We start from the raw sequence: 12,835 nt of genomic DNA on the forward strand, positions 1-12,835 counted from the left end.
TGACTAGCTCCCTCGGTATACGGAGTAGCCGAACGGGTTGAGCAGCAGCGGTACGTGGTAGTGCTCGCCGGATACGACGGCGAAGGTGACCGCCACCTCGGGGAAGAACGCGGGTTTCTCGAAGTACGGCTCCACGGCGAAGTCGAGCCGTACGCGGGTGGTCCCCTCCGGCAGGGCCGGGAGGTCCTTGCACCTTCCGTCGGCGCCGGTCGCGGAGCCGCCGAGCGTCTGCCAGGCCGCGTCCCCATCCGAGCGGGCGGAGAGTTGGACGGCGACGCCCTCGGCGGGGCGGCCGGCGGAGGTGTCCAGGATGTGCGTGGAGACGGAGGCCGGGGGCTCGGGGCTCATACGTTCCTCCTCAGGCGTTCAGGCGGTCGCTCGCGTCTTCGAGCAGTCGGGCGAGGCGGATACGGTTGATCTTCCCCAGTTCGGTGCGGACGATCTCGCGCTCCTGCTCCGGCGAGTTGCCGATCCGCTCCTCGATGGCGTCGCGCATCTGCTCGCCGGTCCGGCCGGTGGCGCAGATGAGGAAGACGTGGCCGAACTTCTCCTGGTAGGCCAGGTTGAGGTCGAGCATCTCGGCCTTGAGTCGGTCGGAGGCGCCTGCCATGCCGCGCTGCTCGCGGGCCGAGGTGGGATCGCCCGGCTGGGGGCGGCCGATCGGCGGGTGGCCGGCCGTCGCCTCCCGCAGATCCGCATCGGTCAGCTCCGCCATGGCGGCGTCACTGGCGGCGTAGAGGTCGTCGGGGGTGGCACAGGGGCGGGCGGCCAGCAGCCGCTCGGCCCACGCCGTGGAGGCGCACGCCTCCAGAAGGACGGCGCGGGCCGTTTCTTCCGGGAGGGTGTTGAAGCGGGCGAGGCCCGGCGGCATGGACATCGAAGTCACGTGAGCCTCCGTGGGCCGCGTACGGACTTTTCGTGCTGGACGGGCTGTGGACAGCTAACGCCCTCCGCGACACCTCGTCAACACTTTGTTGAAAATTCGGGGCCCGAGCCCGGCGGCGCTCTCAGTTCTCCCTCTCGCGGTTGAGGTAGTTGTAGACCGTGAAGCGGCTGACGCCCAGCGCGCCGGCCACGGTCTCCACCCCGTGCCGTACGGAGAAGGCGCCGCGCGCCTCCAGCGTCCGCACGACGTCCTGCTTGGCCTTGCGGTCCAGGTCCGCGAGCGGCATGCCCTTCCTGCGCTCCATGGCGGCCAGGATGTGGTCGAGGGAGTCGGCGAGCTGGGGCAGGCGTACGGCGACGGCGTCGACGCCCTCCCAGGTGAGCACCACGTCGTCGGGGCCGGCCTCGTCGGGTGGGAGCATGGCGCCGCCGATCGCGTCGACCAGCGGCTTCACGGCCGCGATGAAGGGCTCGTCGCCGGTCATCGCCCGCCCTCCTCGATCACGTTGACCTGGATCGAGATACGAGTGGCGCCGGCCGCCAGGGTCTTGCGCACCAGGGCGTCCATGGCGCCCACGACGTCGTTGACGCCCCCTTCGGCCGAGTTGCCGAACGGACCGACGTCCACGGCGTCCAGCTCCGCGGCCTTGATGACCTCCCGCGCCACCAGCGCGTGGGCGGGGGGCTCGTCCAGGTCGAAGGGTTCGGTCGTGAACTCCACTCTCAGTCGCACTGCGCCCCCATGGCATCGGCTCTGACCTGCGCGTCCTCTCAGTCCTCCGGCTGAGAGGGCATATCCGGGGCACATTCCCCGTCAGGGCGCCGAACGCACGGTCCACCGCCCCCTGGCCCGCTCCTCCGGCTCAGGGAAGAGATGGCTGTAGACGTTCAGGGTCATCGCAGCGTCGGTGTGCCCCCGTCGCTCCGACACGACCTTAACGGACTCCCCCGCGGCGATCAGCAGCGATGCGGAGGCATGCCGTGGCCGCCCTTTTCGATCCCGGTCCCGGCTCGGGCACCCTCACCCTGGTGAGCGCGCTGCTGTTGATCGCGGGAGCGGTCGCCGTAGCCGGCACCCTTCAAACCTGGTACCAGTTCCTCTTCGATGTCCCTCCACGGTGGTGGCGGGACCTCGCGGCTCGGCTCGCATGGCTGGCGGCGCTGGTCGCGTACTGCGCGGCACAGGCCGGGGTCGGCGCGGCACTCGCGTCACTCGCCCTGAGGAGCCTGTCCGGTTTCGTCATGGCGTCGCGGGGCCACGCGCGTCGGTCTGTCCGCGTTCCCCGTCGACCGGGCCCGGGCCTCGCCTGGTCGCTCTGCACGGGGGCAGCGCCAGGCGGAGTACGCGCGGCCAGTCGGCAGGTGGTCTGCTCGTGGGGGTTCGGGTGTGCCGGCGCGGGAGGCGGACCCGTAGGGCTCCCGGGGCGACACGGCAGACCACGGGGGCGGACAGGAGGAGCGACTCGCCGTCGATCCCGGCGGGGATCGTGGCCGCATCCGCTTCGACGACCACTTCCGGAGCGGTGAGCCGGGTGACGCTCGACGAGTGGGGGCCACGCAGCAGGTCTGCCGCCTGGGCGGAGTTGTCCACGCGTACGCACAGCACGCCCAGCCGTCCGGAGTCCAGACGCTCCCGGCGCCCTGGGTGCAGCGAGTCGACGGCACGCCGGTAGGGGTTGTTGCTGACGAGCAGTGCCTGCAGGCCGTCGGCCCGGAACTGTCCGGCCCGCATCCGCAGCCTGGGCTCCGTGGGGCCCGTGAGGAGTCCGGGCAGCACCTGCAGGGTCGTGCGGAGTTTCTCGTCACGGTAGGCCGGGTCGCGGACCACGGCCGCGTACGTGCCGAAGGAGGCGTTGTTGACGAACACCCGGTCGGCCGCGTACCCGAGGTCGACACGGACCTCGACGCCGTCGGTGAGCGCCTCCAGGGCGATGGCCGGATCGTCGCGGTCGAGGCCCAGGTCGAGGGCGAAGTGGTTGCGCGTACCGGCCGGAATCACCAGGAAGGGCAGGTCATGCCGGGCCGCGACCTCGGCGACCAGCGCCTGGGTGCCGTCCCCGCCCGCCACGGCCAGCAGGTCGGCTCCGTCGTCCACCGCGCGCCGGGCCAGTTCCGCCACGTCCTGGTGCCGTCCGGGGTCCAGCAGGACGACGTCGGCGCCGGCCGCCCTGGCCTTTTCCGCCAAACCGAACCGGTCGACCTTGCCGCCACCGGAGCGCGGGTTCATCAGGATCCAGGGGTGTCGTGGTGCCTCGGTGGGACGCGGCACACAGGCACGCGCGGCAGCCGCGCCCTTCGGTGTCACCGCGATCCGTGCGGCCGTCACGGCCAGTGCCAGCAGGCCCAGCGAGAGACAGGCCGGTGCCAGCATGCCGTTCGCGGCGTAAAGGGCCAGTACGGCGAGTGGCGACGCCACTGCCAGCAGCAGCCCCGTCGCCCGGACGACGCGGGCATGCGCCACGGTCCACCACAGCGCGACGACGGTCAGAGTCAGTCCGGCGACTCCGGCCAACAGCCAGAGCACGCTCTTCACGCCCGCGGCCGCGAGCGGCAGGAGAACGGCGGCCAGCAGCGCGAGCAGGGCCAGACGGGCCCATGCGGTCTGCGCTCCACGGTGCTCCGCCGGTCGTTCCCTGACGGAGCCCGCGTCTCCCGCCCGTACCGCATCCACCGTCTCTCCGTTCCGTCTCCCGGCGACCTCTCCCGGCCCCTGCGGGATCGGGCCGGGGCGCCGCCCGGCCCGGTGCGCCCCGGCCGTCGACGTGCTGCGCCTCACGGGGCGGCGGTCCTGGCGGGAGTGGGGGGTTCCTCGGGGCGTGCCACGCACAGCGCCCAGATGACGAAGCCGGAGAAGGCGATCATCACGACCGACCAGAGCGGGTAGTACGGCAGGGACAGGAAGTTGGCCAGGATGATGAACCCGGCGATGGTCACACCGGCCACGCGGGCCCACATCGCCGTCCGGAACAGCCCGATGCCGACGATCACCGCGAGCGCCCCGAGGACCAGGTGGGTCCAGCCCCAGCCGGTGAGGTCGAATCGGAAGACGTAGCCGCGCGTGGTGACGAAGACGGCGTCCCGGGCGATGCCCATGATCCCGCGGAAGACGCCGAGCACTCCGGTGATCGTCAGCATGACCGCGGCGAAGGCCGTCAGGCCGGTGGCCCATGCCATCCTCGCCGTGCCCGGGCGTGCGGTGCGGGTCGCGGTCATCTGCTGCCTCGTTCCGTCTCGTCCGGCCGGGCCTCAGCGGCGGCCGGGAGGGGAGGTGACGGAGGAGCCGGGCGTGTCGGGGGCGGAGGTGACGGAGGTGGCGCGGCCCCCGGGGACGCCGCCGGACAGGACCATCTCCTTGGCCCGGGCGAACTCCTCGTCCGTGATCTCGCCCCGGGAGCGCAGGTCGGACAGGCGGGCGAGTTCGTCGACGCCGGACCTGCCGCCGCCCGCGGCCTCGCGGACGTAGGCGTTGAAGGCCTCCTGCTGCTCCCGCGCCTGGGCGATCTCCCGCCGGCCCATGCCCCTGCCGCGGGCGATGACGTAGACGAGGACGCCGAGGAACGGCAGCACGACGCAGAACACCAGCCAGCCCGCCTTGGCCCAGCCGTTCAGGCCGTCGTCGCGGAAGATGTCCAGGACGACCCGGAAGAGCAGGATGAACCACATGATCCACAGGAAGAACCACAGCATCGTCCAGAAGGCGCTCAGCAGCGGATAGTCGTACGCGAGGTACATCTGCGTGCTCATTTCTCTCCTCCGTCCCGGGCCCGCGCCCGGCTGCCGCGATCTGCCGTCTCTCAGCGTCCGCACGGCAAGACCCGGGCGCCTCACCCGAGCCGGGTGACCGTGCGACGGGCGGCGGAGAATCAGCCGGGCGTCGGTCGGTCAGGGGGGCGCAGGGCGTACGTCCTCGGCCCGCGCAGCGGGAGCCGGTCCCCGCGTTCGCCCCCGTGGGCTGCGGCGACATCACCGCCCGCTCGCAGGTGGCACGCGTGCCGACCGTGCTCCGGATGGTGGGCGGACTCCTGCTCGGGTGCGTCGCCGCGCGGATGCTGACGGGGCCATCCGGGCGGGGCTACGGCACCGCCACCGGGACAGGGCGCCCGGGCAGGAGCAGACTCCGCCCGCGGAGGAGAGACGGACACCGCCCGACTGACCCCGGCCTCACTCCGGCAGGCGGCGCATCTCGAGGAGGCGCAGGCCCAGCGACTGGCAGCGGACCACAAGCCCGTACAGGCGCGCATCGTCCACGACGGGACCGAACAGGACCGTCCGACCGGACATCAGCACATGATCCAGCTCGGGGAATGCCCTGGCCGGCGTCTCCGACAGGTGTCCCTCGACGCGGAGCTCGTGGCGCATCGGCTGCTCTCCCGCACTGCCGTGAGGACAGGCGTGTCCCCTGCCTGCGATCATCCGTCCGAACCGGCCGCCGGGCCTCACCCCGCAGGTGATACGGGCCGGCAGGCGGGGCCGGCCCGTGGTCAGTGGGTGAGGACGATCTTGAACGTGAGGATCAGCAGCCCGATCACCAGGTTGACCGAAGCGGTCGCCGCCGTCAGGCCCCAGGTGGCGCCGGCGCGACGGGCCGCGGCCACCGACCAGCCCACCTGCCCGGCCACCGCCACGGCGAGCGCCAGCCACACCGCGCCTCGCACGTCCAGGCCCAGCAGCGGACTGACGGCCAGCGCGGCGGCCGGCGGTACGGCGGCCTTGACGATCGGCCACTCGTCGCGACACGCGTGCAGGACGACCCGGCGGTCCAGACGCTGCTGGGCCAGGTGGGCCCCGAACAGCTGGGCGTGCACGTGCCCGAACCAGAACACCACGCCGGTGAGCAGCAGCAGGAGCACCAGCTCCACGCGCGGGAAGGAACCCAGCGTGCCGGCGCCGACCACCACGGAGGCGGCGAGCATCGATCCGTACACCCCGCCGGTGTAGTCGGTATGAGCCCGCCGTTCGGCGATACGTGCCCGCGTCCGGGGGCTGCCGGTGCTGAACATGACGGGACCCCACCGCTCACTGCGCCCGGCCGACCGCGTCGGCCGCGGCCGCGGTCCGCTGCGAAGCCCGGCGGCTGTGCGGCCCGCCCGGCAGGTGCCCGGTGACCGCGAAACTGGCCAGGGTGATGCCTCCAGTGGTCAGGATCGCCGCCTTCAGGCCGTCGAGCTGCGCCGACGCGTAGGAATTCGTGACGGCCTCGACCTCGGGCGGGGGCAGGCCGGCCCGCTCGGCCGCCGAGTGCACCTGCTGCGTGGAGACGAAGCTGACCCCGGACTCGAGAGCGATGCTCGTCTGCCTGCGCGCCTCGTCCGACAGGCGGGGGTCCTGCTCCACATGGGCGGTGAAGGCATGGGTCAGGGCACCGATGAGGATCGAACCGATGAGCGCGGTACCCAGCGCCGATCCCAGGTTCTGCGCCGTGAACTGCAGCCCGCCGACCTCGCTGCGTTCCTCCTCACCGGCACTGGACTGTACGACGTTGCCCAGCTGCGAGGCGAGCAGGCCCATGCCCACGCCCAGGAGAGCCATCGCCCCGGCGAACTGGGCGTCGTCGATGACCGGCTTGATGGTGGCCAGGAGCCACACGATGGCCGCCGCCAGGCACAGCAGGGCGGCCCGGACCACACGACGCGGTCCCGCCGCCCGCCCGAGCCGGGAGGCGACCGTGGACGCCAGCAGCATGGTGGCGGAGACGGGCACCAGACGCAGTCCCGTCTGGAAGGCGTCGAAGCCCTGCACCACCTGCAGGTAGAGCGGGATGGTGAAGAACAGCCCCAACAGGATCAGGTTCTGGCTCAGCAGCACCGACAGACCCGAGCGCAGCGCGGGCCTGCCCAGCAGGGACAGATGGACCAGCGGGTCGGCACCGCGCACGGCACGTCGGTGCTCCCAGGCGCGGAACCCGTTCAGCACGGCGATCCCGGCGGCGACGACGAACAGTGTCGGTGCGAAGCCGAGGACGGTGAAGGGCGGGTTGTGGGGCCGCACCCACCCCCAGGTGGTGCTCTGCAGCACGCCGAGCACGCACAGGCCCAGGCCGGTCGCGGAGAGGGTGGCGCCGACGCCGTCCAGGCGGGGCCGCGGACCGCTCCGGGCGGACTCGGCGATCACCCGGTGGCAGACGAGCAGTGCCACGACCAGCACGACCTCGCCGGCGAAGACGAGTCGCCAGGTGAGGTAGGTCGTCACCCAGCCGCCGAGCAGCGGGCCCACCGCGATCCCCGCGCCGGCCAGCCCGCCGATCACTCCGTAGGCGACGGCCCGGTCCGGCCCCCGGTAGGACTCGGCGACGAGCGCCGCCATGGCCGGCAGCACCATGGCGGCGCCGATTCCCTCGATGACCGACCAGCCCAGCGTCAGGACCCACAGGGTGGGTGCGGCGGCGGTCAGGGCGGACCCGGTGCCGTAGACGACCAGGCCGGCCACGAACAGGCGGCGCCGGCCGAGGATGTCGCCGCACTTGCCGCCGATGATCATGAATGCCGCCATGACCAGGGCGTACAGGGTGATGACGGCCTGGATGGCGGTGACGTCCGTGTCGAAGTCGTCGACCAGGCGGCTGATGGACACGTTCATGACGGAGGTGTCCAACACCATCAGGAACTGGGCCGTACCGAGGACCATCAGAGCCCGCCAGTGCTTCATGAGTCCATCACATCCGAGGACCGCGCCGGCCGCCTCACCCTTCAGGGGCGATCCGGATCCGCTGGTGCTCACGGAAAGAGGAGGCTTCGGCCCGACGCGCGGGTCGTTTTCCGGGCAGCCCCGGAATACAGGCCGCTCCGGGGTGCGGACCGGGGCCGTGCGCAGGAGGCTGAAGGCATGGACCACCCCGCGAAGCATCCGCACATCGTGGTGCACGCGCCGGCCCTGGACGGTTCCCGGCGGGTGACGGAGGACGACGTGACGCTCGGGCTCGCCTCCCACCTGGACGACGTCGTCGAGATCCTCCGGCTGGCCGACCTGGACCGCGTCGAGGTGGAGGAGAGCGACCTGATCGAGTGGCAGGGAGGCGGTCCGGAGGACTGGCCGGGGCTGTCGGAGTACGAGGACGGCTGAACGGGCGTTCGGCCGCCGGATGCGGGGAGCGATGCGGGGGCTGGTGGTTCAGGTGGATCCCTCCGTGCGACCGGACTCCCTGCGGGACGTGGAGTGTCTTCGGCCGACCGCGATGACCGAGTCGGCGGGGTGTGCGTACTTCTCACTCGCGGGGTACGGCGATGCCGCCCGTGCCCGCACCGGCGAGCTGCGGATCCCGCTGTTCGTGCTGGACCGCGCGGGCATCCCGCAGCCCGTGAACGAAGCGGCCGACGCCCTGCACCCCATCGGTGTCCGGGGCGCCGGCCGACTCGCTCACACGCCGTACTGCTCGCGGAGTTCCACCTTGCGGACCTTTCCGGAGACCGTCATCGGGAAGGACTCCAGGATCCGCAGCCGGCTCGGGATCTTGTAGTGGGCCAACTGGTCCGTGCAGAAGGCCCGCAGGTCCTCCAGGCTCGGCGGGTCCGCCGTGTCCAGCGGGATGACGCAGGCCAGGACCTCCTCGCCGTACGTCTCGTGCGGTACGCCGACGACCTGGACGTCGCGGATCTTCGGGTGGCCGTAGAGGAACTCCTCGATCTCGCGCGGGTAGATGTTCTCGCCGCCGCGGATGATCATGTCCTTGATGCGGCCGACGATCTCGACGTAACCGTCCTCGCGCATCGTCGCCAGATCGCCCGTGTGCATCCAGCGGCCCGGGTCGACGGCCTCGGCGGTCTTCTCGGGCTCGTTCCAGTAGCCGAGCATCACGCTGTAGCCGCGGGTGCACAACTCACCCGCCGTGCCCCGGGGCCGGGTCACTCCGGTGGCCGGGTCGACGATCTTCACCTCGATGTGGGGCAGCACCCGGCCGACCGTGCCGGTGCGGTGTTCGAGGTCGTCGTCCATCCGGGTCTGCAGGGAGACCGGGGAGGTCTCGGTCATGCCGTAGCAGATGGAGACCTCCTCCATGTGCATCTCGGCGACCACCCGTTTCATCACCTCCACCGGGCAGGGAGAGCCCGCCATGATGCCGGTGCGCAGGGAGGAGAGGTCGTACGACGCGAAGTCGGGGAGGTTCAGCTCCGCGATGAACATCGTCGGCACCCCGTACAGCGAGGTGCAGCGCTCCTGCTGCACCGCCTCCAGCGTCGCCTTCGGCTCGAAGGACGGCGCCGGGACGACCATGCACGCGCCGTGCGAGGTCGCGGCGAGGTTGCCCATCACCATGCCGAAGCAGTGGTAGAAGGGCACGGGGAGGCAGATGCGGTCCTGCTCCGTGTAGCCGACCGTACGGCCCACCCAGTAACCGTTGTTGAGGATGTTGTGGTGGGAGAGCGTGGCGCCCTTGGGGAAGCCCGTCGTGCCCGAGGTGTACTGGATGTTGATGGGGTCGTCGCAGCTCAACTCCGCCTGGACGGTGGCGAGCCGTCCGGCCGGCACCCGCTCCCCCGCCGCCGTCAGCGCCTCCCACGACGCGTCGCCGATGTAGACCGTCTCCCGCAGCTCCGGGCACTTGCCCCGCACCTGCTCGACCAGCGCCCGGTAGTCGCTGCCCTTGTGGGCCTGCGAGGCGATCAGCACCGAGATGCCGGCCTGTCTCAGCACGTACTCCAACTCATGGGCGCGGTAAGCCGGGTTGATGTTCACCATGATCGCGCCGATGCGTGCGGTGGCGTACTGGACGAGCACCCACTCGGGGCAGTTGACCGCCCAGATCCCCACCCGGTCGCCCTTGACCACCCCCTTGGCGAGCAGCCCGCGCGCCACTTCGTCGACCGCGGCGCCGAACTCGGCGTAGGTCCAGCGGCGTCCGGACGGTACGTCGACCAGCGCGTCGCGGTCGCCGAACGCGGCGATCGCCCGGTCGAGGTTGGCGCCGATGGTGTCGCCCAGCAGCGGTGTGTCGCCGGTCCCGTGGGCGTAGGACAGTTCGCTCACCGGAAGTCCTCCTCGCGGTACTCGTTCTGCGAGCCCTCGGCCGTGGCCTCGCGGAGTTCGATCCGGCGGATCTTGCCGGAGACGGTCTTGGGCAGGTCGCCGAACTCCAGCCGGCGGATGCGCTTGTAGGGGGCGAGGATTTCCCGGGAGTGCTCGAAGAGCACCTTCGCGGTGTCGGGGCCGGGTTCCCAGCCCTCGGCGAGGACGACGTACGCCTTCGGCACCGCCAGCCGCAGCGGGTCCGGCGCGGGCACGACGGCCGCCTCCGCCACCGCCTCGTGCTCCAGCAGGGCGCTCTCCAGCTCGAACGGACTGATCTTGTAGTCGGAGGCTTTGAAGACGTCGTCACTCCGTCCGATATAGGTCAGATATCCGCCTTCGTCCCTGGAGGCCACGTCTCCCGTCCGGTAGTAGCCGCCGGCCATCGCCTCCGCCGTACGGTCCGGGTCGCCGTGGTAGCCGGTCATCAGGCCGACCGGGCGCGCGGACAGGTCGAGCGCGATCTCGCCCTCGTCCGCGCCGGGCGCGCCGGAGACGGGGTCGAGGAGTTCGACGCGGTAGCCGGGGCTGGGCCGTCCCATGGAGCCGGTCTTCAGCGGCTGGCCGGGGCTGTTGGAGACCTGCACGGCGGTCTCGGTCTGCCCGAAGCCGTCCCGGACGGTCCTGCCCCAGGCCCGCCGGACCTGCTCGATGACTTCGGGGTTCAGCGGCTCACCCGCGGCCACGACCTCGCGGGGCGGGGTGCGCAGCTGGGTCAGGTCGGCCTGGATGAGCATGCGCCACACGGTCGGCGGGGCGCAGAAGGTGGTGACGCCGGCGCGGTCCATCTCGGCCATCAGGCGGGCGGCGTCGAAGCGGGTGTAGTTGTGGATGAAGACGGTCGCCTCGGCGTTCCACGGGGCGAACAGGTTCGACCAGGCGTGCTTGGCCCAGCCGGGCGAGGAGATGTTCAGGTGCACGTCGCCGGGTTCGAGGCCGATCCAGTACATGGTGGCCAGGTGCCCGATCGGGTAGGTGCTGTGCGTGTGCTCGACCAGCTTGGGGCGGGCGGTGGTGCCCGAGGTGAAGTAGAGCATCAGCGGGTCGTCGGCGAGGGTGGGGCCGTCGGGGAGGAACTCGGCGGGGGCGGCGTAGACGTCCTCGTACGGCTCCCAGCCCTCCTCCGGCAGACCGCCGACCGAGATCCGGGTGTAGGCGCCGGGGACGCCGGCGAACTTCGCGGTGTCCCCGGCGCGCACGATCACGTGCTTGACGCGGCCCCGTTCGACGCGGTCGCGCAGGTCGGCGGGGCCGAGCAGCGGGGTGGCGGGGATGACGACGGCGCGCAGCTTCATCGCGGCGAGCGCGGTCTCCCACAGCTCGGCCTGGTTGCCGAGCATGACGAGGATGCGGTCCTCGGCGGCGACGCCGCGGTCGCGCAGCCAGTTGGCGGCGCGGTTGGAGCGCTCGGCCATCTCGGCGAAGGTGAGGCGGGTCTCGGTGCCGTCCTCCTCGACGATGTGCAGGGCGGTGCGGTCGTTCCCCTCCGCGATGGCGTCGAACCAGTCCAGTGCCCAGTTGAAGTGCTCGGGGCGGGGCCACTCGAAGCCGGCGTACGCCGTGGCGTAGTCCTCGCGGTGCTCCAGCAGGAAGTCCCGCGCGCTGCGGAAGAGCTCCGTCGCCGTCGTCATCTGTCCTCCTCGGTACCGGACCATTGCCGGGCGGCTCTGTCACATCGTGTAATCAGTGATGTGAGTCTCACTACCCCCGAACGGGGGTGTGATGGGGAAGGGCCGCGACGAAGGGGCGAGCAGGTGACGGCGGACGCGTCCGGGGCCGGAGAGATCCGGGGTGCGCTGGTACGCCTGCGGCGCACGACGGGTCTGCCGGTCGCCTTCGGCGGGCTGGTCGAGCCGGGCCGGCCGCGGGTGCGGATCAGCGAGCTGACCGGTACGACGACGCTCGCGCTGAGCGCGCTGGCGGTGACCTCGGGGAACGGGCTGGGCGGCAAGGCGGTGGCGCTGGGGCGCCCGTGCGCGGTGACGGACTACTCGCTCTCCCGCCGGATCAGCCACGAGTACGACGCCCCGGTCGCCGCGGAGGGGCTGCGCTCGGTGCTGGCGGTGCCGGTGGTGGTACGGCGTCGGGTGCGCGGTGTGCTGTACGGCGCGCTGCGCACGGCCCAGCCGCTCGGTGACCGCACGCTGAGCGCGGCGGTGGAGGCGGCGCGGGACGTGGAGCAGGCGCTGGTGGTGCGGGAGGAGGCGCGGGACCTGCTGACGGCGGCCCGGGGCGAGCCCGCCTCCGGCCCCGCCTGGGAACAGGTCCGCGAGGCCCACGCGGCCCTGCGCGCCCTGGCCCCGCGGATCGGCGACCCCGGTCTGCGCGCCGAACTCCTCAGCGCCTGCGGCCTGCTGACCACGGCCCCCACTCCGGTGGAGGGCGTCGGCCTGACCCCGCGGGAGGTCGACGTGCTGACCTGTGTGGCCGCCGGCGCGACCAACGCCACCGCCGCGGCCCGCCTGGGTCTGAGTCCGGAAACGGTGAAGGGCTACCTCCGCTCGGCCATGCGCAAACTGAGCGCCCACACCCGGGGAGAGGCGGTGGCGGCGGCCCGCCGGGCGGGGATGCTGCCGTAGGAGGGCAACACCGGACGCGCACCCGCCCACCGCGCGACGCGACCCGCCCCCGGGCACGGGCCCGCACGCGACGCCGCCGGACGGAACCGCGCACCGCGACGCGACCTCACCCCGCGACGCAACCCCGACCCACGGCACAACCCCACCCCGCGACGCAACCCCGACCCACGGCACAACCCCACCCCGCGACGCAACCCCGACCCACGGCACAACCCCACCCCGCGACGCAACCCCGACCCACGGCACAACCCCGACCCACGACACAGCCCCGACCCACGACACAGCCCCGACCCACGACACAACCTCACCCCGCGGCCTGGTGCCGTCCCGGCCCGCCCGCGCACACGGCCCGCACCACCGTGCGCGGTGCG

Annotated in this window: 15 protein-coding genes; 2 read left to right on the forward strand and 13 right to left on the reverse strand. The window is 72.1% G+C overall.

All coding sequences use genetic code 11. From position 1 onward, the window contains the following. Positions 1 to 3: 3 nt before the first annotated feature. The 10 genes from uraH to ACX25U_RS07350 all read right to left on the reverse strand — a co-directional run bounded on the left by uraH (position 4) and on the right by ACX25U_RS07350 (position 7,530). Entirely contained in the window at positions 4 to 348 is a 345-nt protein-coding gene (gene uraH, locus ACX25U_RS07305; RefSeq protein ID WP_454389765.1) for a hydroxyisourate hydrolase, read from the reverse strand. A gap of 10 nt (positions 349 to 358) precedes the next feature. After that, positions 359 to 886: a 2-oxo-4-hydroxy-4-carboxy-5-ureidoimidazoline decarboxylase gene (uraD, locus tag ACX25U_RS07310; RefSeq protein WP_454389767.1), complete on the reverse strand. Its 528-nt coding sequence runs from the start codon at positions 884 to 886 to the stop codon at positions 359 to 361. Between the two features lie 121 nt (positions 887 to 1,007). Next, positions 1,008 to 1,370, reverse strand: a complete 363-nt coding sequence (locus tag ACX25U_RS07315) for a helix-turn-helix domain-containing protein (protein WP_454389769.1) — start codon at positions 1,368 to 1,370, stop codon at positions 1,008 to 1,010. Further along, on the reverse strand, positions 1,367 to 1,618 hold the full coding sequence (locus ACX25U_RS07320; RefSeq protein ID WP_454389771.1) for a hypothetical protein: 252 nt from the start codon (positions 1,616 to 1,618) through the stop codon (positions 1,367 to 1,369). Before ACX25U_RS07320 ends, ACX25U_RS07315 begins: the two co-directional genes overlap by 4 nt. Positions 1,619 to 2,125: 507 nt before the next feature. Further along, positions 2,126 to 3,472, reverse strand: coding sequence for a diacylglycerol/lipid kinase family protein (locus tag ACX25U_RS07325; RefSeq protein ID WP_454394147.1), 1,347 nt, complete (start codon positions 3,470 to 3,472; stop codon positions 2,126 to 2,128). Positions 3,473 to 3,657: 185 nt separating this feature from the next. Beyond that, positions 3,658 to 4,098 (reverse strand): DUF7144 family membrane protein, encoded by a 441-nt coding sequence (locus tag ACX25U_RS07330; RefSeq protein ID WP_454389773.1) that lies wholly within the window; start codon positions 4,096 to 4,098, stop codon positions 3,658 to 3,660. Positions 4,099 to 4,131: 33 nt separating this feature from the next. Further along, the gene (locus tag ACX25U_RS07335; RefSeq protein ID WP_454389775.1) at positions 4,132 to 4,629 is read right to left on the reverse strand and encodes an SHOCT domain-containing protein; all 498 of its coding nucleotides are present in this window, start codon (positions 4,627 to 4,629) and stop codon (positions 4,132 to 4,134) included. Positions 4,630 to 5,046: 417 nt separating this feature from the next. Beyond that, complete coding sequence (locus tag ACX25U_RS07340; RefSeq protein ID WP_454389777.1) at positions 5,047 to 5,244, reverse strand: hypothetical protein; 198 nt, start codon at positions 5,242 to 5,244, stop codon at positions 5,047 to 5,049. Between the two features lie 122 nt (positions 5,245 to 5,366). Beyond that, positions 5,367 to 5,885 carry a hypothetical protein gene (locus tag ACX25U_RS07345; RefSeq protein WP_454389779.1) on the reverse strand — a complete coding sequence of 173 codons (519 nt, stop codon included), beginning with the start codon at positions 5,883 to 5,885 and terminating at the stop codon, positions 5,367 to 5,369. A 16-nt stretch (positions 5,886 to 5,901) separates the two neighbouring features. Next, positions 5,902 to 7,530, reverse strand: coding sequence for an MFS transporter (locus tag ACX25U_RS07350; protein ID WP_454389781.1), 1,629 nt, complete (start codon positions 7,528 to 7,530; stop codon positions 5,902 to 5,904). A 177-nt stretch (positions 7,531 to 7,707) separates the two neighbouring features. On the opposite strand from ACX25U_RS07350, the gene ACX25U_RS07355 reads away from it, so the two are divergent. Continuing rightward, the gene (locus ACX25U_RS07355; protein WP_454389783.1) at positions 7,708 to 7,944 is read left to right on the forward strand and encodes a hypothetical protein; all 237 of its coding nucleotides are present in this window, start codon (positions 7,708 to 7,710) and stop codon (positions 7,942 to 7,944) included. A 142-nt stretch (positions 7,945 to 8,086) separates the two neighbouring features. On the opposite strand, the gene ACX25U_RS07360 is transcribed toward ACX25U_RS07355, so the two are convergent. From ACX25U_RS07360 to ACX25U_RS07370, 3 genes are read right to left on the reverse strand one after another with little or no spacing between them, the layout of a single operon-like run. After that, the gene (locus ACX25U_RS07360; RefSeq protein WP_454389785.1) at positions 8,087 to 8,242 is read right to left on the reverse strand and encodes a hypothetical protein; all 156 of its coding nucleotides are present in this window, start codon (positions 8,240 to 8,242) and stop codon (positions 8,087 to 8,089) included. Beyond that, positions 8,239 to 9,846 carry an AMP-binding protein gene (locus ACX25U_RS07365; protein WP_454389787.1) on the reverse strand — a complete coding sequence of 536 codons (1,608 nt, stop codon included), beginning with the start codon at positions 9,844 to 9,846 and terminating at the stop codon, positions 8,239 to 8,241. Before ACX25U_RS07365 ends, ACX25U_RS07360 begins: the two co-directional genes overlap by 4 nt. Next, positions 9,843 to 11,516 (reverse strand): AMP-binding protein, encoded by a 1,674-nt coding sequence (locus tag ACX25U_RS07370; protein WP_454389789.1) that lies wholly within the window; start codon positions 11,514 to 11,516, stop codon positions 9,843 to 9,845. Before ACX25U_RS07370 ends, ACX25U_RS07365 begins: the two co-directional genes overlap by 4 nt. A 123-nt stretch (positions 11,517 to 11,639) precedes the next feature. On the opposite strand from ACX25U_RS07370, the gene ACX25U_RS07375 reads away from it, so the two are divergent. Then, the gene (locus ACX25U_RS07375; RefSeq protein ID WP_454389791.1) at positions 11,640 to 12,464 is read left to right on the forward strand and encodes a response regulator transcription factor; all 825 of its coding nucleotides are present in this window, start codon (positions 11,640 to 11,642) and stop codon (positions 12,462 to 12,464) included. Positions 12,465 to 12,835 lie beyond the last annotated feature (371 nt).

Source organism: Streptomyces sp. JNUCC 63, from assembly GCF_054366325.1.